We start from the raw sequence: 19,007 nt of genomic DNA on the forward strand, positions 1-19,007 counted from the left end.
CAGGGGCGACCACATTCTGGACCGTAGGACCGCCCCTTGAGACGGCCCTGCCGGTATGCCGTATCTGACAGAGTGTCAGTCGATCAAGATTTCAGGTAGGTGAGAACGGCCAGAACTCGCCGGTGATCCCCGTCACTCGGCGAGAGGCCCAGCTTCATGAAGATGTTGCTGACGTGCTTCTCCACCGCTCCGTCGCTCACCACCAGCTGTTTCGCCACGGCGGAGTTCGTCCGGCCCTCGGCCATCAGCCCGAGCACCTCGCGCTCGCGCGGCGTCAGGCCCGCCAGCACGTCCTGCTTCCGGCTCCGGCCGAGCAGCTGGGCGACGACCTCGGGGTCCAGGGCCGTACCGCCCCGGGCCACCCGCACCACCGCGTCCAGGAACTCCCGCACCTCGGCCACCCGGTCCTTGAGCAGGTACCCCACTCCGGTACTGGATCCGGCCAGCAGCTCGGTGGCGTACTGCTCCTCCACGTACTGCGACAGCACCAGCACGCCTATCCCGGGGTGATCGCGGCGCAGCCGTACGGCGGCCCGCACGCCCTCGTCGGTATGGGTCGGCGGCATCCGCACGTCCGCCACCACCACGTCCGGCAGCGCGTCCTCGGCCGCCAGCTCCGCCACCGTCTTGATCAGGGCTTCCGCGTCCCCGACGCCCGCCACGACGTCATGCCCCCGGTCGGTCAGCAACCGGGTCAGGCCCTCGCGCAGCAGCACTGAATCCTCGGCGATGACCACCCGCACCCTGTCTTCCACGATTCTGCAGCTCCCGCGTCCACTCGTCCCGCACTACCCGACTCAGCCAAGCATCCCAGCCTGAGGTCCTGGTGAAGGCAGAGCCGGGACAACACGTCGTCGTACGGGGGGAGTTTTCGCGTACTGGACGGTCGCATACCGCAAAAACGGAGGCCACGAGCGCCGGGAGTTGCGAAGGGCGGGGAGGGCAGGGAGGGCAGGGAGGGCGCAAGGCCGGGTACGCGAAGGGCCGGGCCACCCGGCCCGGCCCTTCCGTCGGCAGCGGCTCGCTGCCCGTGCTGCTGCGCTGCCTGTGCTGCTGTGCTGCCTGCGGGTCCCTACGGGCGCCAGGGCAGCTCGGCCGTGACCGTCGTCCCGCCACCGGCGGGGGAGTCGACGACCAGTACCCCGTCCACGGCGTCCAGCCGCTCGGTCAGCCCCGCCAGCCCCGTCCCCTCCCGCGGTCCGGCCCCGCCCCGGCCGTCATCGGCGACCTGGATCAGCAGCCGCTCCCCGGACTTCCACACGTCCACCGAGGCCGACCGGGCGCGTGCGTGCTTGCTGACGTTCTGCAGCAGCTCCGAGACCGTGAAGTACGCGATCCCCTCGATCGCCGCCGCGGGCCGGGCCGGCAGGTCCACGGCCACCCGCACCGGCACCGCGCACCGCGAGGCCACCGAGGACAGCGCCGCGTCCAGCCCGCGGTCGGTCAGCACGGCCGGGTGGATCCCGCGGGCCAGGTCCCGCAGCTCCTGGAGGGCGATCTTCACCTCGCCGTGCGCCTCGTCCACCATGCGGGCGGCGGCCTGCGGGTTCTCGGTCAGCTTCTCCTTCGCCAGCCCCAGGTCCATCGCCAGGACCACCAGCCGGGCCTGCGCCCCGTCGTGCAGGTCCCGCTCGATGCGCCGCAGGTCGGCGGCGGCGGTGTCCACGACCACCCCGCGGTCGGACTCCAGCTCGCTGACGCGGGTGGCCAGGCTGGACGGCCCGAGCAGCCCGCCGACCATGACCCGGTCGACGGTCGTCAGCGCCCGGATCACCCAGGGGGTGGCGAGGGTGACGGCCAGCCCGATGAGGCAGGTGAGGGCGATCTCCACGGGTGAGTCGAGGTAGAAGGAGTAGTCGTCGTTCTGGAAGAGCTGCAGACCGGGCTGGTCGGTGTAGGCCGGGAAGACCCAGAACCAGAGCGGGTACAGCAGGTACCCCCATCCTGCCGCCCACAGCGTCAGCGCCAGGCAGAACGAGAACACCGCCCACGGAAAGTGGATCACCGAGTAGAACGCGTGCCGCCAGGCGCTCCCGCTCTTGAGCAGCGCGCCCATGGCGGCCAGCGGTCCGGCCTTCCGGGCCCGGATCGGCGCGGGCTCGGCGATGTCCGCCCCGAGCAGCGCGCGCACCCGGGCCCGCTCCAGCCGGCCGAACCCGCGGCACATGGCGAGCATCCCGGCGAGCACCGGAACCCCGAGGAAGGTGACGAGCAGTCCGGCGCCCAGGCTCACTCCGGTGATGGCGAGCGAGAAGTACAGCGTGCTCAGCGGCAGCCCGATCAGCAGGTAACCGAACTCCCGCCAGGTCCGCCCCGACACCGGAGCCCGCAGCGCCGCGCCGACCCCGCCCTTGCCGTTGTCCATGATCCCGACCCGCCCTTCCGGTCCTCCGTTACCCCTCCCACCCTGCCGCCCCCCACCCCGCCGAACCATGCGGCGGGTCGGCCTCTCCACCGGGGGGTTATCCCCACCCCGAGCCCGCCGCCGAATCCAGCCCGGCCGGCTCCCGCGGCAGGGGCCGTGCCGAATCCGGCCCGGCCGGCGTTCGAGGCGCCCATTCACCCCCATCCCGAAGGCAGGGGCCGCGCCAAAGCCAGCCCCGCCGGCATTTGAGGCGCGGGGTCCGGGGCGGAGCCCTGGGAGGCGGCGGCGCGCCGGACACGCGGACGGGACCCCCGCCCACCCCGGACGGGAGTCCCGCTCACCCACACAACACGGGCCCGGGGCCGGGGCCCGGGGGCCTACCCCCGGTCACGCCACGGCAGCTCGGCCGTGACCACGGTCCCCGCACCCACCGGCGAGTCCACCACCAGCACCCCGTCCACCGCGCCCAGCCGCTCCGCGAGCCCCGCCAGCCCACTCCCCCCGGAGGGACTCGCTCCGCCCCGGCCGTCGTCCGACACCCGGATCATCAGCCTGGCCCCCGACCGCCACACCTCCACCGTCGCGCCCCGCGCCTCCACCCCCGCGTGCTTGCTCACGTTCTGCAGCAGCTCGGACACCACGAAGTACGCGATCCCCTCGATCGCCTCCGCCGGCCGCTCCGGCGGAAGATCCACCGCCACCTTCACCGGCACCACGCACCGCGCCGCCACCGACGACAGCGCCGCGTCCAGGCCCCGGTCCGTCAGCACCGCCGGATGGATCCCCCGCGCGAGGTCCCGCAGCTCCTGGAGGGCCAGCTTCACCTCCCCGTGCGCCTCGTCGACCATCGCCGCCGCGCCCTCCGGGTCCTCCAGCAGCTTCTCCTTCGCCAGGCCGAGCCCCATCGCCAGCGCCACCAGCCGGGCCTGCGCCCCGTCGTGCAGGTCCCGCTCGATGCGCCGCAGGTCGGCCGCCGCGGTGTCGACCACCACGCCCCGGTCCGATTCCAGCTCGGCGATCCGCCGCTCCAGGTCGTCGGAGGGCGACAGCAGCCCCCGTACCATCGCGCGGTCCACGTTCGCCATCAGCCGCACCAGGTACGGCAGCACCGGCCACAGCACGAACAGGCCGGTCAGCGCTACCGTGAAGGTGAGTACTCCCCACGGCAGCCGGATCAGCTGGTACAGCACCGTCCGCCATCCGACGGGGTCCTTGATGCTCGTCCACAGCCAGGGGAAGAATCCGCCGGACCGCTTCGGCCCGGGGATCGGGGTCGGCTCGTCCACCCGTACGCCCAGCAGTCCGCGTGCGCGTGCCCGGTCCAGCCGTCCCAATTGCCGAGACAGATACAGACCGCACGCCAGCAGCGGAATTCCGACCGCGGTCACGGAAAGACCGCCCGCGGTGGAAACCATGACAACCGCGTAAACAAATCCGACGATCGCCAGCGGCAGGTTGCTCAGCAGATAGGCGATCTCCTTCCACGTCACGGCGCTGAAGACGGCGCGTACCGGGGGAGGGCGATCGTTGTCGGGAATGGCATGGCTCGTGGTCATGCGCCACAGCCTGTCAAGTGCGACCCGCTGATGCCATGGGGTGGCCGGGGTGCTGTGAACGGGGGATAACCCCACCCTGTGTGAGGCAGGCCCTAGACTCCCGTCCGTACCAGATCGTCGACAGTGACCGAGGAGCGAGGAACGGACGTGCCCGAACCAACGGTAGCGACCGTAACCGTGCTCGCGGCGGACTACTTCCGGAGTTATTCGGTCGTCGGTCTCCTGGCCGCCCTCGGTGTGCTCTTCGTGGCCGTCGCCTTCGGCGCGGGCCGCCTGCTGCGGCCCGTCGTCCCGACCCCTGAGAAGCTGCTGACCTACGAATGCGGCGTGGACCCGGTCGGCGAGGGCTGGGCGCACACCCAGGTCCGCTACTACGTCTACGCCTTCCTCTACGTCATCTTCGCCGTCGACTCGATCTTCCTGTTCCCGTGGGCGACGGTGTTCGCCGCCGCCGGTTACGGCGCCACGACGCTGGTGGAGATGTTCATCTTCCTGGGCTTCCTGGCCGTCGGCCTGCTCTATGCGTACAAGAAGGGCGTCCTCGAATGGACGTGACACCGGCTGTGACGCCGACCGAGGGCGTGCTGCTCCCGGAGCCCAAGCGCCTCGGAGTTCTCTCCCGCCTGGCCCCGGAACCGATGAAGGTGGTCCTGAACTGGGGCCGCCGGTACAGCCTGTGGGTCTTCAACTTCGGCCTGGCCTGCTGCGCGATCGAGTTCATCGCAGCGTCCATGGCCCGGCACGACTTCATCCGGCTCGGCGTGATCCCGTTCGCGCCCGGCCCCCGCCAGGCGGACCTCATGATCGTCTCGGGCACCGTCACGGACAAGATGGCCCCGGCGGTGAAGCGGCTCTACGAGCAGATGCCGGAGCCGAAGTACGTCATCTCCTTCGGCGCCTGTTCCAACTGCGGCGGCCCCTACTGGGACTCGTACTCGGTGACGAAGGGCGTCGACCAGATCATCCCGGTCGACGTCTACGTACCGGGGTGCCCGCCGCGTCCCGAAGCCCTCCTGCAGGGCATCCTCAAGCTCCAGGAGAAGATCGCCCGCGAGTCGCTGGCCGAGCGTTACGCGGCCGGGCCGTCGGTCTCCCAGCTGACGAGCGGCCTGGTCACGCCGCCGCCCGCACCCGCGCAGGGGGACGGCGCATGAACCTCTACGATTCCCTCCCCGACGCGGCGCCGACGGTCTTCGGAGCCGAGGCCGTCGGCGAGTTCTCGTACGACGTCCTCACGGTGGACGTGCCCGTCGGCAGCTGGATCTCCGCCCTCGAAATCGCCCGGGACAAGCTGGGCTGCACGTACTTCGACTGGCTGAGCGCGGTGGACGAGCCCGGCACCGGCTTCCGGATCTGCGCGCACGTCGCGTCGCTGGAGAACCACCGGGTGCGCCGGCTGCTGCTGCGCACGACGGTCCCGCACAGCGCGGCCTCCCTGCCGTCCGCCGTCGCCGTCTACGCGGGGGCGGAATGGCACGAGCGCGAGACGTTCGAGATGTTCGGGGTGACCTTCACCGACCACCCGAACCTCGTTCCGCTCCTCCTCCCGGAGAACTTCGAGGGACACCCGCTGCGCAAGGACTTCGTCCTCGCCGCGCGCGTCGCCAAGGCCTGGCCCGGAGCAAAGGAGCCGGGTGAGGCGCACGACCCGGACGCGCCCAAGCGCCGCCAGATGCTTCCGCCGGGCGTCCCGGACCCCAATGACTGGGGCCCGCTGAAGGGGCAGCTCCCGCCGGCCCCCGCCCGTCCGGCCCGCACCCCGCGCGCCGCCGGAGCCGCCGGCGCCGCCGCGCGCACTCCCCGCGAGGGCGCCCCGGTCCGCCGTACCCGCTCGGTCGCCGAAGGCTCGGCCACCCAGCCCCCGGCCGACGCGACCACCGACGCGACCACGGAAACCGCGCCGCGCCCGCCGCGCCGCACCCGCTCGGTGTCGGAGGGCTCGGCCAGCCAGGCCGCCGATCCCGCGACCCCGGACGCACCGGCCGCCGAAGCCGCGCCGCGCCCCCCGCGCCGTACCCGCTCGGTGTCGGAGGGCTCGGCCAGCCAGGCCGCGGCAGCCGCCGCCCCGGACGCGGAGCCCACTGCCACCCCGGAGGCACCCGCTCCGGAAACCGCGGGGCGCCCGCCGCGTCGTATGCGCTCGGTCGCCGACGGCTCGGCGAGCCAGACCCCGGCCCCGGATGCCCCGGCCGACGCGGAGGCTCCGGCTGCTCCGCCGCGCCGCCCCGCGCCCCGCAGCTCGGACGCCCCCTGGCACGACCCGAAGCCCGCCTTCGAGGAGCCGGCTGCTCGGCCCGCGCCGACGGCCGGGCCCGACGGGCCTCCCGCGGCCGCGCCGAAGGCCGACCCGGCAGCCGGACCCGAGCCGGAAGCCGAACACGAAGCCGAAGCCGAGCCCGGGCGCCCGGCCACCCCCAAGACCGACCCCACCCCCGACAACGGAGGCGACGCGTGAACGACGTCCTCGACGTCGCCCTGCGGCTGATCGTCGTCTTCGCCGTCTTCCTCGTGCTCCCGCTCGTCGTCGGGCAGACCGAGCACAAGGTGATGGCCCACATGCAGGGCCGCCTCGGCCCCATGTACGCCGGCGGCTACCACGGCTGGGCCCAGCTCGTCGCCGACGGCGTGAAGTTCGCGCAGAAGGAAGACATCGTCCCGGCGAACGCCGACCGCCGGATCTTCCAGCTCGCGCCCGCCGTCGCCCTGCTGCCGTACCTCCTCGTCCTCCTCGCCATCCCGATCGGCCCGGGCGAGGGCGCCGTCGGCCAGGTCATCGACGCGGGCCTGTTCTTCGTGCTCGCCGTCATGGGCGTAGGAGTCCTCGGCTCGCTGATGGCCGGCTGGGCCTCCGCGAACAAGTTCTCCCTGCTCGGCGGCCTGCGCACGGCCGCCCAGCTGCTCGCCTACGAACTCCCGATGCTGCTCACCGCCGCCTCCGTCGCCATGGCCGCCGGTACGGTCTCCCTCCCCGGCATCGTCGAGGCCTTCGAGTGGTGGTGGCTGCCCTGGCAGATCGTCGGCGCACTCGTCTTCTTCACCGCCGGCCTCGCCGAACTGCAGCGCCCCCCCTTCGACATGCCCGTCGCCGACTCCGAGATCATCTTCGGCGCGTACACCGAGTACACCGGCCTGCGCTTCGCGCTGTTCCTGCTCGCCGAGTACGCCGGCATCGTCGTCCTCTGCTTCCTCACCACCGTCCTCTTCCTCGGCGGCTGGCACGGCCCCTTCGGCGGCGACGACCTCGGCTGGGTCTGGACCCTGCTCAAGACCGCGGTCCTCGCCTTCGTCGTGATCTGGCTCCGCGTGAGCTACCCGCGTCTGCGCGAGGACCAGCTCCAGAAGCTCGCCTGGACCACACTCATCCCGCTCGCGCTCGCTCAGATCGCGCTCACCGGCATCGTGAAGGTGGCGATCCAGTAATGCCCATCCCCGGATCCGGCCTGGCCAAGGGCCTGGCCGTCACGCTGCGCACGATGACGAAGCGCTCGCACACGGCCCAGTACCCCGAGGTCCAGCCCGAACTCCCGCCCCGCTCCCGCGGGGTCATCGGCCTGTTCGAGGAGAACTGCACGGTCTGCATGCTCTGCGCCCGTGAATGCCCCGACTGGTGCATCTACATCGACTCCCACAAGGAGACGGTTCCGGCGTCCACCCCCGGTGGCCGCGAGCGCAGCCGCAACGTCCTCGACCGCTTCGCCATCGACTTCTCCCTCTGCATGTACTGCGGTATCTGCATCGAGGTCTGTCCCTTCGACGCCCTCTTCTGGTCGCCGGAGTTCGAGTACGCGGAGACCGACATCCACGAGCTGACCCACGAGCGCGACAAGCTGCGCGAGTGGATGTGGACCGTCCCGGCGCCGCCCGCGCTGGACCCGGCCGCCGAGGAGCCCAAGGAGATCGCCGCCGCCCGCAAGGCGGTGGAGAAGTCCGAAGCCGCAGCGGCGGCGGCAGCCGCCGCCGAAGCCGCAGCCGCGGCCCAGGCGGCCGAGAACGAACCGCCGACCACCCCCACCCCGGAGACTGACGCGTGAGCCCCGCCGCCACCCTGGCCGCAGCCGCCGGCACCACCGGGCCCGGCTTCCTCTCCCCGACCGGCGTCGAGATCGCCTTCGTCCTCGTCGGACTCGCCACCCTCGGCGCGGCCCTCGTCACGGTCACCACCAAGCAGCTGGTGCACGCCGCCCTGTGGCTGGTCGTCGCGCTCGGCGGCATCGCCGTCGAGTACCTGCTGCTGACCGCCGAGTTCATCGCCTGGGTCCAGGTCCTCATCTACCTCGGTTCCGTGGTCGTCCTCCTCCTCTTCGGGCTGATGCTCACCAAGGCCCCCATCGGCCGCTCCCCGGACGCGGACTCCGGGAACCGCTGGATCGCGCTCGGCGTCGCCGTCGTCGCGGCCGTGTCGCTGGTCTGGGTGGTCGTCGACGCCTTCCGCACCACCTGGATCGACCTCGACGGACCGGTCCAGGGCTCCACGAAGGTCTCCGGCGAGATCCTCTTCCAGCACTGGGTGCTGCCCTTCGAGGCGCTCTCCGTCCTCCTCCTCGCCGCCCTGATCGGGGCCATCGTGCTGTCCCGCAGGAACGACCCCGCCGAAGAAGCCGACGCCGCCACCCCGGCCGGCCCCGGCGACAAGAAGGGCCGGCGCTGATGCACCTCGCCTACCCCGCCGTGCTCGCGGCGCTCCTCTTCTGCACGGGCCTGTACGGAGTACTGGCCCGCCGCAACGCCATCCTGGTCCTGATGTCCGTCGAGCTGATGCTCAACGCCGTCAACCTCAACCTGGTGGCCTTCGACGTCTGGCTGCGCGACACCCTGCACGCCGGCCAGGCCCTCACCCTCTTCACCATCGCGATCGCCGCCGCCGAGATCGGCATCGGCCTCGCGATCGTGCTGATGGTGTACCGCAACCGGGGCACCTCCGACGTCGACCGGCTGCGCGACACCGCCGAGGGCCACGAGCCCGCCCAGAACGACCAGAGCGAGGTCACCGCGTGAGCACCACGACCCTCGCCGTCCTCGTCCCGCTGCTGCCCTTCCTGGGCGCGGTGGCGGGACTGCTCCTCGGCCGCCGCGCCCCCGGATTCGTCCGGCCGCTCGCGATCCTGCCGACGCTCGGCGCCGCCGTACTGGCCGTACTCGTCGCCGTCCGCCAGGGCGGCGGCAAGACGATCGACACCGCGACCGAGCTGACCCCGACCGGCTCGGTGCCGATCGACCTGTCGCTCTACATCGACGGCTTCGCCGCACTCGTCGCAGTCCTGGTCGGGGTCGTCGCCACCTGCGTACAGATCTACTCGACGGCGTACCTCCGTGAGGACCCGCGCTACCCGTCGTATGCCGCTCTCGTCTCACTGTTCACCTCCGCCATGCTGCTCGTCGTCTACTCCGGCGACCTGATGGTGCTGCTGGTCGGCTGGGAAGTCATGGGCATCTGCTCCTACTTCCTGGTCGGCCACTACTGGGAGACCGAAGCGGCCCGCTCCGCCTCCCTGAAGGCCTTCCTCGTCACCAAGCTCGGCGACGTCCCCTTCCTGATCGGCCTGTTCGCGCTCGCCACCGACGCCGGCTCCTTCCGGATCCCGAAGATCCTGGACACCGTCGCCGAGGGCGGACTCGACCACCCGACCCTGATCGCGCTGCTCCTGCTCGCCGGGGTCGCGGGCAAGTCCGCGCAGTTCCCGCTGCACACCTGGCTCCCCGACGCCATGGCCGGCCCGACGCCGGTCTCGGCGCTGATCCACGCGGCGACGATGGTCGCCGCCGGCATCTACTTCGTCGCCCGCCTCCTGCCCGTCTTCGCGGCCTCCGGCGCCGCACTGGTGGTCATGGCCGTGATGGCGGCCGTGACGATGGTCGGCTCCGGCCTGGCCGCCCTCGCCCAGGACGACATCAAGCGGGTGCTCGCCTACTCCACGATCGGCCAGCTCGGTTACATGACCGGCGCCCTGGCCGTCGGCGACCGCGGCGCCGCCGTCTTCCACCTCCTGTCCCATGGCGCCTTCAAGGCGCTCCTCTTCCTCGGCGCCGGCGTGATCATCCACGCCGCCGGTACGAACTCCCTGGGCGTCATGTCCCGGATGGACGGCCTGGCCAAGCGCATCCCCGACGCCTTCTGGACGATGACGATCGCGCTGCTCGCGCTCGCCGCGATCCCGCCCTTCGCCGGCTTCTTCTCCAAGGAAGCCGTCCTCGTCGCCGCCGAGCACACCGCGACCGGCCACTCCGCGTTCGCCCCCAGCGCCGCCGGCTGGCTGGTGCTGACCGCCGGTCTGCTGACCGCCCTGCTCACCGCCGCCTACGCCACCCGGCTGTGGCTGATGGCCTTCCGCGGCCGGGGCGCTGCCGCCCCCGACCACGGCAAGGAGCCCCTCGCCATGACCGGCGTGCTGTGGCTGCTGGCGATCCCGTCGGTCGGCTTCGGCCTCGCGGCGGGCCCCATCGCCGACTGGTTCGACGACGGGGAGCTCACCCCGACCCTGGTCACCTCCGTCCTCGGCACGGGCGCCGCGGCCCTCGGCGCGATGCTCACCTACGCCCTCTGGCAGCGCGCCTCCGCGAAGGCCGCCCTCGCGACGGCGAACGGCATCGGAGCCGGATCGGGAGCCGGTGCCGGCGCCGGGGCCGGTGCCGAAGTGCCCGCCTCCGTCGCCGCCGCCGAATCCGCCGCGGAAACCCCCGAGGTGGCCGAGGTCACCCACGATCACCCCGCCGTCCCGGCCGGCCCCGCCGCCGACCCCGGCAAGGCGCTCCTCGGCCCCCTGCACCGCCACGCGGCCGACGGCTTCCACCTCGACGCCGTCTACGACCGGCTCTTCGTGCGGCCCGTCCGGGCCGCGGCGAGCCTCGTCCGCTTCCTCGACCGCGAGGTCGTGGACACGTACGTCCGCGGGGCGGGCACCGGCACCCGGCTGCTCGGCAGCCTCGTACGCCGCGCCCAGACCGGCAACGTGCAGAGCTACCTGAGCGCCCTGCTCGCCGGCGCCGTGGTCCTGGCGATTGCCACCGCCGTCCTCGCCAACGTCAACGCCGGATCGTGAGCCGTGAGTCAGCCGTGATTGATATCAGCCCGTCCGTGATGCAGTTCCTTCTGGCGTTCGTCGTGGCCGCACCGCTCCTCGGCTCCGCCGCGGCGCTCCTGCCCGCCCCGCCCGGCCTCAAGGGCAAGAGCCCCGAACAGGCCGTGCTCCGCCACGGCGTCACCGTGACCGGAGTGATCCTCGCCGCGGCCATCGCCCTCGCCCTGGGCTTCGACCACGACGCCCCGTCCCGCTTCCAGGCGACGACGGACATCAGCTGGATCCAGGCGCTGAACGTCCGGATCCACCTCGGCATCGACGGCATCTCGCTCCCCCTCCTCCTGATGACCGCGCTGCTGTTCTTCCTCTGCGCGCTCTACAGCTACTTCAAGCTCCCCGAAGGACCCTCCCCGAAGGCCTTCGTCGCCCTGCTCCTGGTCCTGGAGTCCGGCACCCTCGCGACCTTCGCCGTACTCGACCTGCTGCTCTTCTTCCTCGCCTTCGAGATGGTCCTCATCCCGATGTACTTCCTCATCGCCCGCTGGGGCGGTGCTCAGCGGCAGGCCGCCGCCTGGAAGTTCATCCTCTACACGCTCCTCGGCTCCGTCGTCATGCTGCTCGGACTCCTCCTCATCGGTGTGACGGCGGGCACATTCGACATGGTGGCACTCGCCTCTGACAACGGCCGCGAACTGTCCAGCACCACCCAGCTCCTGGCCGTGGCCTCCATCGGAATCGGCCTCGCCGTGAAGACCCCGATGTGGCCCCTGCACAGCTGGCTGCCGGACGCCCACACCGCCGCGCCCACCGTCGGATCCGTCCTGCTGGCCGGCGTCCTGCTCAAGATGGGCACGTACGGGTTCGTCCGCATCCTGCTCCCCGTCACCCCCGACGGCATGGCCACCTTCGCCCCCTACCTGGGCGCCTTCGCCGTCGTCGGCATCGTCTACGGATCGCTCGCCTGCCTCGCGCTGGCCCGCAAGGGGAACAAGGGCGACCTCAAGCGCCTCATCGCCTACTCCTCCGTCGGCCACATGGGCTTCGTGCTCCTCGGCATCGCGAGCATGACCCCCACCGGCGTCAACGGCGCGCTCTTCGCGAACATCGCCCACGGCCTGATCACCGGCCTCCTCTTCTTCCTGGTCGGCGCCCTCAAGGACCGCTACGGCACCGCCGACCTCGACACCCTCGCCGGAGCCACCGGCGCAGCCCTCTACGGCCGCGCCCCCCGCCTCGGCGCGTTCCTCGCCTTCGCCGCCGTCGCCTCCCTGGGCCTCCCGGGCCTGGCCGGCTTCTGGGGCGAGATGCTGGCCCTCTTCGGCGCCTTCGACCCCGCCGAGGGCCTCTCCCGCCCCGCGTTCCTCACCTACACGGCCATCGGCGCGTTCGGCACCCTGCTCACCGCGGCCTACCTGCTGATCGTCGTACGGCGCGTCTGCATGGGAGACCCCAAAGCCGGTCCCGAGCTCGCCGTCGCGGACATCCAGCACTACGAGTTCGCCGCCTGGACCCCGCTCGTCGCCCTCACCGTCCTCGCCGGCCTGTGGCCCGCGGTCCTCCTCGGCCTCACCGATCCGGCCGTCCAGAAGCTCCTCGCAGGAGGCAACTCATGACGGCCATGACGGCCCTGACGGTCCTCTCCGCCGAGGCCCCGAGCCTGGTCCAGTCCGTCGACTGGCTCGCCATCGCACCCGTGGTGATCACCGCCGCCGTCGGCCTGCTCGTCCTCGTCGCCGACCTCTTCATCCCCGAGCGCCACAAGCCGGTCCTCGGCTGGATCTCGGTGGCCGGCCTGGCGGCCGCGACGGCCTCGCTGCTGCCCCTGCGCGCCGGTGACCGCACCACCTTCTGCCTCACCGGCGACCCGGAGGCCTGCAGCTACGTCGCCGACCACTTCACGCTCGTCGTGCAGTTCCTCGTGCTGGCCGGCGCCCTGGTCACCGCCCTGGTATCGGTCACCGCCGTCCGAGACACCCGCATGCCGGCCGGCGAGTACTGGTTCCTGCTGCTGTCCTCGGCCGCCGGCGCCGCCCTGCTGCCCGCCTCTCGCGACCTCGCCACCCTGATCGTCGCGCTCGAAGTCGCCTCGCTGCCCGCCTTCGCCCTCGTCGGCATGCGCCGCGGCGACCGGCTCTCCTCCGAGGCCGCCCTGAAGTTCTTCCTGTCCTCCGTCACCGCCACCGCCGTGTCGCTGATGGGTGTCAGCTTCGTCTACGCCGTCACCGGATCCCTGCACCTCACCCAGGTCGCCGACCGCCTCGAAGACGTCCCCGGGCAGCTCGGCACCCTCGCCATGGCCGGTGTCGCGCTCACCCTCGTCGGCTTCGCCTTCAAGACCGCGGCCGTCCCCTTCCACTTCTGGGTCCCCGACACCTACGTCGGCGCCCCGCTGCCCATCGCCGGCTACCTCTCGGTGATCGGCAAGGCCGTCGGCTTCACCGGCCTCATCCTCGTCACGGTGATCGCCTTCCCGGCGTACTCCGACATCTGGGGCCCGGCCCTCGCCGTCCTCGCCGCGCTCACCATGACCCTGGGCAACGCCGCCGCGGTGCGCCAGTCCGCGGACCGCCCGAACAGTGCCGTCAGGCTCCTCGCCTGGTCCTCGGTCGGCCAGGCCGGTTACCTGCTGGTCCCGATCGCCGCCGCCGCGTACTCCGAGCGCGACCAGATCGGCTCCACCCTCGCCTACGCCCTCATGTACGCCGCCGTGAACCTCGGCGCCTTCGCCGTGGCCGCCCTGGTCGCCCGTACGAAGCCGCTCAACCGGCTCAGCGACTACCGCGGCCTGTACGCGGAGCGCCCGGCGGCCGCCCTCTCGCTGGCCTTCTTCCTGCTCTGCCTGGCCGGCCTGCCGCCGGGCATCATCGGGCTCTTCGCCAAGGTCACCGTCTTCCGGTCCGCGGTCGACGCAGGGCTCGGCTGGCTGGCCGTGGTCATGGCGATCAACGTCGTCATCGCCCTGTACTACTACCTGCGCTGGACGGCCCTGCTCTTCCGCACCCCCGAGGGCGCGCAGACCCGTACGCGGGCCCCCTGGCCGGTGACGGCGGCCATCGTCCTCACCGCGATCACGGCGGTCGTCCTATCGGGCGCCCCGGAGCTCATCCTGCGCGTCACGTCGGGCAGCCTCTTCGCGCAGTAGCAGGAGCCCCGTCACCCGTGCGGAGCAGCGCACCCCGCGGCCCCGCCGCCCCTCCCGCAGGGGCGGCGGCGGGCGGCCGCTCCACCGTGCCCTGGGAACCTGACGCCCTCACCTCGCGTTGACCAGGGAGGGAGGGTCCACTGGACCGTAGACCCTCACATCCATGACGGGCTTCCCTGCCGCACCACCTGGAGGGCGTACCGTGCACCGCCGGCACAACGGGCTGAAGACCGCCGTACTCCTCGGCGGGCTGTCCGCACTCATCATCCTCATCGGCAGCTTCTTCGGACGGGGCGGCCTGATCATCGCCGTCCTCGTCGCCCTCGGGACGAACGCCTACGCGTACTGGAACAGCGACAAGCTGGCTCTACGCGCGATGCGCGCCCGCCCCGTGAGCGAATTCGAGGCTCCGCAGCTCTACCGCATGGTGCGGGAACTCTCCACATCCGCCCGCCAGCCCATGCCACGCCTCTACATCTCGCCCACCGAGGCACCCAACGCCTTCGCCACCGGCCGCAACCCGCGCAACGCGGCCGTCTGCTGCACCGAGGGCATCCTGCGCATCCTCGACGAGCGCGAGCTGCGCGGCGTCATCGGCCACGAGCTCAGCCACGTCTACAACCGCGACATCCTGATCTCCTCGGTCGCCGGCGCACTCGCCTCGGTGATCATGTTCCTGGTCAATTTCGCCTGGCTCATCCCGATCGGTCGGTCGAACGACGACGAGGGCCCCGGCCTGCTGGGCATGCTGCTCATCATGATCCTGGGCCCCCTGGCCGCCTCCGTGATCCAGCTGGCCATCAGCCGCTCGCGCGAGTACGAGGCCGACGCCTCCGGCGCCCAGCTCACCGGGGACCCGCTCGCCCTGGCCAGCGCCCTGCGCAAGCTCGACGCGGGCACCAAGCAGCTTCCGCTGCCGCCGGAGCCCCGCCTGGAAACGGCGAGTCATATGATGATCGCCAACCCGTTCCGGCCAGGTGCGGGCCTTACCAAGATGTTCTCCACCCACCCTCCGATGGCCGAGCGCATCGCCCGGCTCGAACAGATGGCAGGCCGCCGCCAGTGAAGACAATCCTCAACATCATTTGGCTCATCCTCAGCGGCATCTGGCTGTTCCTGGGCTACGTCCTCGCGGGTGCGATCCTCTGCATCACGATCATCGGCATCCCCTTCGGCATCGCCGCCTTCCGCATTGCCGTCTACGCCCTCTGGCCCTTCGGCTACACCACCGTCGAGCGCCACGACGCGGGCGCGGGCTCCGCCATCGGCAACGTCCTGTGGCTGGTCCTGGCGGGCTGGTGGCTGGCCCTGGGCCACATCTTCACGGGCATCGCGCTGTGCGTGACGCTCATCGGCATCCCCTTCGGCATCGCCAACTTCAAGATGGTCCCGCTCGCCCTGCTCCCGCTGGGCCGCGAGATCGTCCCGACGGACGCCCCGTTCGCCTCTCGGTGACACAGTCCGTCCGGACCGCCCTGCGGGCGTCGTGCGAGGCGGCGGAGACCTTTCTCCGCCACCGCGCCGGCGCCCGCAGGCGTCCGGCGCCGAGGTTGTCCACAGGCCGGGCGGGTTGTCGGTGGTGTGCGTCACCATGAACGCATGAACGAGACCGAGCAGTTGCTGGAGCAAGTCGCAGAGCGCGTACGCAACTCCGCGCAGGGGCACGGAAAGCCCCTGCCGGGGCCGCTGGCCTCCGGTGAGGCCGCCCGGGCCGAGGGCATAGTCGGCTTCGCCCTGCCCCCGCTGCTCACCCGTCTCTACACCCACGTCGGCGACGGCGGCTTCGGCCCCGAACACGGCCTGCTGCCCCTGCGCCAGGCCGTCGCCGCCTACGAGGCGCAGCGCGTCTCCGGATGGCGCTGGCCCGAGGGAGTGCTGCCCGTGGCCGACCTCGGTTGCGCCATGTACGCCTGCGTGGACTGCCGCTCCGACACCGCCCAGGTCCTGCTGTTCGACCCGAATCCGGGGGAGCCGGACCTGGCCTGGTCCCTCGACAGCCCGAGCCTGGCGGGCTGGCTGCGCGGCTGGCTCGACGGCACCGCCTGGTTCTGCGAGGAATCCGGCCTGGGGGAGGAGTACGACCTGGAGCTGGCGCCCTGGGCCGAGTTCAGATCCCGGATCTGAGCCGCCCCCGCAGCCCGTAGGCCAGTGCGCCCACCGCCAGCACCGCCGCCCCCGTGACCGCCGAATCCGGGGGCAGCGCACAAGCCAGCACCACACAGCCGGACAGCCCGACCGCTGCCACGGCCCGACCCTTGACAGCTGAATCGAGAGTCCACGCAGAGGCGTTCGCGATCGCGTAGTAGACGAGCACTCCGAAGGAGGAGAAACCGATCGCGCCCCGCAGATCGGCGGAGGCCGCCAGCACCGCCACGACCGCACCCACCGCGAGCTCCGCATGGTGCGGCACCCGGTGCCGGGGGTGTACGGCAGCCAGCGCGCGCGGGAGATGCCCGTCCCGCGCCATCGCCAGCACGGTCCGCGACACCCCGAGCACGAGCGCCAGCAACGAGCCCAGCGCGGCCAGGGCCGCGCCCACCCGGACGACCGGCGCCAGTTCCGGCGCGCCCGCCGCCCGGACCGCGTCGGCCAGCGGAGCCGCCGACCGGGCCAGCCCCTCGACGCCGAGCACCGACAGCGCCGCCACCGCCACCGCGGCGTACACCAGCAGTGCGATCCCCAGCGCGACCGGCACCGCCCGCGGGATCGTCCGTTCCGGGTCCCGCACCTCCTCGCCGAGGGTGGTGATCCGGGCGTAGCCCGCGAAGGCGAAGAACAGCAGGCCGGCGCCCTGCAACAGCCCGAAAGGGGTCCAGTGCGCCCCGGCGAGCCGCTCCGGTCCTGCCGGATCCGAGGACAGGCACACCACGACCACCCCTGCCAGCACCGCCAGGACCGCCGCCACGATCAGCCGGGCGATCCGGGCGGACTTCTGGACACCGCCGTAGCTCGCCGCGGTGATCGCCACCACCCCCGCCACGGCCACGGCGTGCTCGCGCCCCGGCCACACGTAGGCACCCACCGTCAGTGCCATCGCCGCACAGGACGCGGTCTTGCCGATCACGAAGCCCCAGCCGGCCAGATACCCCCAGAAGGGTCCGAGCCGCTCGCGCCCGTAGACGTACGTGCCGCCGGAAGCCGGATACCGGGCAGCAAGCCGAGCCGAGGAGTGCGCGTTGCAGTAGGCCACCAGGGCCGCCAGGGCGAGAGCGGCCAGCAGCGCGCCGCCCGCCGCCCGCGCCGCGGGCGCGAGAGCGGCGAAAATACCGGCGCCCACCATCGCGCCGAGCCCGATGACGACGGCGTCGAACACCCCGAGGGTGCGCTTCAGTTCGGCTTCCACGGGCGGAGGGTAACCCCGCTAGATGACGCCCTCCCGGCCGGGGAGCGGCGCCCGGGTGCGTTCCCAGCCCTCCAGGGCGGTCAGACAGGCGTGATCCAGGTGGCGCAGCCCGCTCAGGTCCAGCCGCACCGGCTGCCCGTGCGGCAGCGCGTCCAGGGCGTCGAGCAGCTTGGGCAGCCTCAGGAAGCTGGCGTTCCCCACGACCCGCACGCACAGCTCCTCGTCCTCCCACACCTCCTCGATGTGCACGTGGGAGGTCTCCCAGGCCGCCTTCGCGACGGCCAGGCCCAGCCCGATCAGCACCCCCTCGAAGAGATTGGTGACCAGGATCGCCGAGGCCGTCACCACGAGCACCACCGCCTCGCCCCGGTGCGTCCGCCACAGCGCCGCCACCGCCCTGGCCGGCAGCAGCTTCCAGCCCGCGTGCAGCAGCACCCCGGCCAGCGCGGCCAGCGGCACGCTCTCCAGAACCCGGGGGAACGCCACGGCGAAGAGCAGCAGCCAGCCGCCGTGCATCACCCGGGCCGCGCGGGTGCGCGCCCCGGCCTCCACATTGGCGGCGCTGCGCACGATGACCGCGGTCATCGGCAGTGCGCCGAGCAGCCCGCACACGCTGTTGCCCACACCCTGGGCGATGAGTTCCTTGTCGTACTCCGTCCTGGGCCCGTCGTGCATGCGGTCCACGGCGGCTGCGCTGAACAGCGTCTCGGCGGAGGCGATCAGCGCCAGCGCGACCACGGTCCCGGCCGCGCCGACCGAGGCCAGCACCTCGAAGTCGCCCCAGGCGGGCGGGGACACGGCCGCCAGTGCGCCGGTCACCCGTACCTTCTCGACGGGCAGCCGCAGCAAGGCGGCCGCGGCGGTCGCGGCGGCCACGCCGACGAGCGCCCCGGGCACGATCCGCAGCCTGGCGGGCATCCGGCGCCAGGCGACCATGAGGGCGATCGTCCCGACCCCCAGCAGGACGGCGGCCAAGTCGGCCTGCGCGCCGAGCTCGTGGACCCCGGCCAGCTTCGCGAGGGTCTGCCCCGGAGCCGGCACACCGCCCAGGGCGTACAACTGCCCGGAGATCAGGACCAGCCCGATCCCGGCCAGCATCCCGTGCACGACGGCGACGGAGATCGCCCGGAACCACCGCCCGAGCCGCAGCACCCCCATGCCCAGCTGCACCACCCCGGCGGCCAGCACCAGTACTCCGAGCGCGGGGAGACCGTAGGCCTGCACCGCCTCGTAGACGAGCACGGTGAGCCCGGCGGCGGGCCCGCTCACCTGCAGGGAGCTCCCGCGGAACCAGCCGGTGACCAGCCCGCCGATCACCCCGGTGACGATCCCCAGCTCGGCCGGCACCCCGGAGGCGACCGCCACCCCCACGCACAGGGGTAATGCGACCAGCGCGACGACGACGGACGCCCCGAAGTCATCACGAAACGAGCCGGCCCCAGGCATGCGAGAACCCCCTGCCACGCGGTGATGTGATGCCACCCAGCGTGCTGGGCGCACTCATCACCGCCCAAGTGCCCACAGGAGTCCGCGGTGGCGCGTGCGCCGCACACGCCCCGCTCACACCCCCCGCGCAACCGCCGCG

The 19,007-nt window shown here is 72.3% G+C and carries 18 protein-coding genes; 13 read left to right on the forward strand and 5 right to left on the reverse strand.

Translation table 11 applies throughout. The features are described from left to right. Window positions 1–83 precede the first annotated feature (83 nt). From OG753_RS24995 to OG753_RS25005, 3 genes are all read right to left on the reverse strand, one after another. A complete protein-coding gene (locus OG753_RS24995) occupies window positions 84–743 on the reverse strand; it encodes a response regulator transcription factor (RefSeq protein WP_030026962.1) in 660 nt (219 codons plus the stop codon). 329 nt (window positions 744–1,072) lie between these two features. Further along, window positions 1,073–2,365, reverse strand: coding sequence for a sensor histidine kinase (locus OG753_RS25000; RefSeq protein ID WP_405790208.1), 1,293 nt, complete (start codon window positions 2,363–2,365; stop codon window positions 1,073–1,075). 377 nt (window positions 2,366–2,742) lie between these two features. Further along, window positions 2,743–3,921: a sensor domain-containing protein gene (locus tag OG753_RS25005; RefSeq protein ID WP_327263922.1), complete on the reverse strand. Its 1,179-nt coding sequence runs from the start codon at window positions 3,919–3,921 to the stop codon at window positions 2,743–2,745. A 147-nt stretch (window positions 3,922–4,068) separates the two neighbouring features. On the opposite strand from OG753_RS25005, the gene OG753_RS25010 reads away from it, so the two are divergent. The 13 genes from OG753_RS25010 to OG753_RS25070 all read left to right on the forward strand — a co-directional run bounded on the left by OG753_RS25010 (window position 4,069) and on the right by OG753_RS25070 (window position 16,203). Then, window positions 4,069–4,476, forward strand: coding sequence for an NADH-quinone oxidoreductase subunit A (locus OG753_RS25010; RefSeq protein WP_327263923.1), 408 nt, complete (start codon window positions 4,069–4,071; stop codon window positions 4,474–4,476). Beyond that, a complete protein-coding gene (locus OG753_RS25015; protein ID WP_327263924.1) occupies window positions 4,467–5,075 on the forward strand; it encodes an NADH-quinone oxidoreductase subunit B family protein in 609 nt (202 codons plus the stop codon). Before OG753_RS25010 ends, OG753_RS25015 begins: the two co-directional genes overlap by 10 nt. Beyond that, window positions 5,072–6,376 (forward strand): NADH-quinone oxidoreductase subunit C, encoded by a 1,305-nt coding sequence (locus tag OG753_RS25020; RefSeq protein WP_405790210.1) that lies wholly within the window; start codon window positions 5,072–5,074, stop codon window positions 6,374–6,376. The genes OG753_RS25015 and OG753_RS25020 overlap by 4 nt, the downstream gene beginning before the upstream one ends. Further along, complete coding sequence (locus OG753_RS25025) at window positions 6,373–7,341, forward strand: NADH-quinone oxidoreductase subunit H (protein ID WP_405790212.1); 969 nt, start codon at window positions 6,373–6,375, stop codon at window positions 7,339–7,341. Before OG753_RS25020 ends, OG753_RS25025 begins: the two co-directional genes overlap by 4 nt. Further along, window positions 7,341–7,952: an NADH-quinone oxidoreductase subunit I gene (locus tag OG753_RS25030; RefSeq protein ID WP_327263927.1), complete on the forward strand. Its 612-nt coding sequence runs from the start codon at window positions 7,341–7,343 to the stop codon at window positions 7,950–7,952. Before OG753_RS25025 ends, OG753_RS25030 begins: the two co-directional genes overlap by 1 nt. Next, the gene (locus tag OG753_RS25035) at window positions 7,949–8,569 is read left to right on the forward strand and encodes an NADH-quinone oxidoreductase subunit J (protein ID WP_405790213.1); all 621 of its coding nucleotides are present in this window, start codon (window positions 7,949–7,951) and stop codon (window positions 8,567–8,569) included. The genes OG753_RS25030 and OG753_RS25035 overlap by 4 nt, the downstream gene beginning before the upstream one ends. Next, the gene (nuoK, locus tag OG753_RS25040; protein WP_383198806.1) at window positions 8,569–8,916 is read left to right on the forward strand and encodes an NADH-quinone oxidoreductase subunit NuoK; all 348 of its coding nucleotides are present in this window, start codon (window positions 8,569–8,571) and stop codon (window positions 8,914–8,916) included. Before OG753_RS25035 ends, nuoK begins: the two co-directional genes overlap by 1 nt. After that, window positions 8,913–10,958, forward strand: a complete 2,046-nt coding sequence (locus OG753_RS25045; protein WP_405790214.1) for an NADH-quinone oxidoreductase subunit L — start codon at window positions 8,913–8,915, stop codon at window positions 10,956–10,958. Before nuoK ends, OG753_RS25045 begins: the two co-directional genes overlap by 4 nt. A 38-nt stretch (window positions 10,959–10,996) precedes the next feature. Continuing rightward, window positions 10,997–12,550, forward strand: coding sequence for an NADH-quinone oxidoreductase subunit M (locus OG753_RS25050; RefSeq protein WP_327263931.1), 1,554 nt, complete (start codon window positions 10,997–10,999; stop codon window positions 12,548–12,550). Next, a complete protein-coding gene (locus OG753_RS25055; RefSeq protein WP_405790216.1) occupies window positions 12,547–14,079 on the forward strand; it encodes an NADH-quinone oxidoreductase subunit N in 1,533 nt (510 codons plus the stop codon). Before OG753_RS25050 ends, OG753_RS25055 begins: the two co-directional genes overlap by 4 nt. Window positions 14,080–14,281: 202 nt before the next feature. After that, a complete protein-coding gene (htpX, locus tag OG753_RS25060; RefSeq protein WP_327266892.1) occupies window positions 14,282–15,145 on the forward strand; it encodes a zinc metalloprotease HtpX in 864 nt (287 codons plus the stop codon). After that, entirely contained in the window at window positions 15,142–15,534 is a 393-nt protein-coding gene (locus OG753_RS25065; RefSeq protein ID WP_327263933.1) for a YccF domain-containing protein, read from the forward strand. Before htpX ends, OG753_RS25065 begins: the two co-directional genes overlap by 4 nt. A 144-nt stretch (window positions 15,535–15,678) precedes the next feature. Further along, entirely contained in the window at window positions 15,679–16,203 is a 525-nt protein-coding gene (locus tag OG753_RS25070; RefSeq protein ID WP_405790218.1) for an SMI1/KNR4 family protein, read from the forward strand. Here OG753_RS25070 and OG753_RS25075 read toward each other — a convergent pair. Further along, entirely contained in the window at window positions 16,187–17,422 is a 1,236-nt protein-coding gene (locus OG753_RS25075; RefSeq protein WP_327263935.1) for an amino acid permease, read from the reverse strand. The genes OG753_RS25070 and OG753_RS25075 overlap by 17 nt on opposite strands. A gap of 18 nt (window positions 17,423–17,440) precedes the next feature. Then, on the reverse strand, window positions 17,441–18,868 hold the full coding sequence (locus OG753_RS25080) for a SulP family inorganic anion transporter (RefSeq protein ID WP_327263936.1): 1,428 nt from the start codon (window positions 18,866–18,868) through the stop codon (window positions 17,441–17,443). Between the last annotated feature and the right edge of the window lie 139 nt (window positions 18,869–19,007).

This window comes from Streptomyces sp. NBC_00029 (assembly GCF_045160505.1).
Lineage (GTDB): Bacteria > Actinomycetota > Actinomycetes > Streptomycetales > Streptomycetaceae > Streptomyces.

What these genes read in the sequence shown, in the direction of transcription:
- OG753_RS25070 (WP_405790218.1), top strand. Translation starts at nt 15,679, where the DNA reads ATGAACGAGACCGAGCAGTTGCTGGAGCAAGTCGCAGAGCGCGTACGC.
- nuoK (WP_383198806.1), top strand. Translation starts at nt 8,569, where the DNA reads ATGCACCTCGCCTACCCCGCCGTGCTCGCGGCGCTCCTCTTCTGCACG.
- OG753_RS25000 (WP_405790208.1), bottom strand. Translation starts at nt 2,365, where the DNA reads ATGGACAACGGCAAGGGCGGGGTCGGCGCGGCGCTGCGGGCTCCGGTG.
- OG753_RS25055 (WP_405790216.1), top strand. Translation starts at nt 12,547, where the DNA reads ATGACGGCCATGACGGCCCTGACGGTCCTCTCCGCCGAGGCCCCGAGC.
- OG753_RS25080 (WP_327263936.1), bottom strand. Translation starts at nt 18,868, where the DNA reads ATGCCTGGGGCCGGCTCGTTTCGTGATGACTTCGGGGCGTCCGTCGTC.
- OG753_RS25015 (WP_327263924.1), top strand. Translation starts at nt 4,467, where the DNA reads ATGGACGTGACACCGGCTGTGACGCCGACCGAGGGCGTGCTGCTCCCG.
- OG753_RS25030 (WP_327263927.1), top strand. Translation starts at nt 7,341, where the DNA reads ATGCCCATCCCCGGATCCGGCCTGGCCAAGGGCCTGGCCGTCACGCTG.
- OG753_RS25020 (WP_405790210.1), top strand. Translation starts at nt 5,072, where the DNA reads ATGAACCTCTACGATTCCCTCCCCGACGCGGCGCCGACGGTCTTCGGA.
- OG753_RS25050 (WP_327263931.1), top strand. Translation starts at nt 10,997, where the DNA reads ATGCAGTTCCTTCTGGCGTTCGTCGTGGCCGCACCGCTCCTCGGCTCC.
- OG753_RS25005 (WP_327263922.1), bottom strand. Translation starts at nt 3,921, where the DNA reads ATGACCACGAGCCATGCCATTCCCGACAACGATCGCCCTCCCCCGGTA.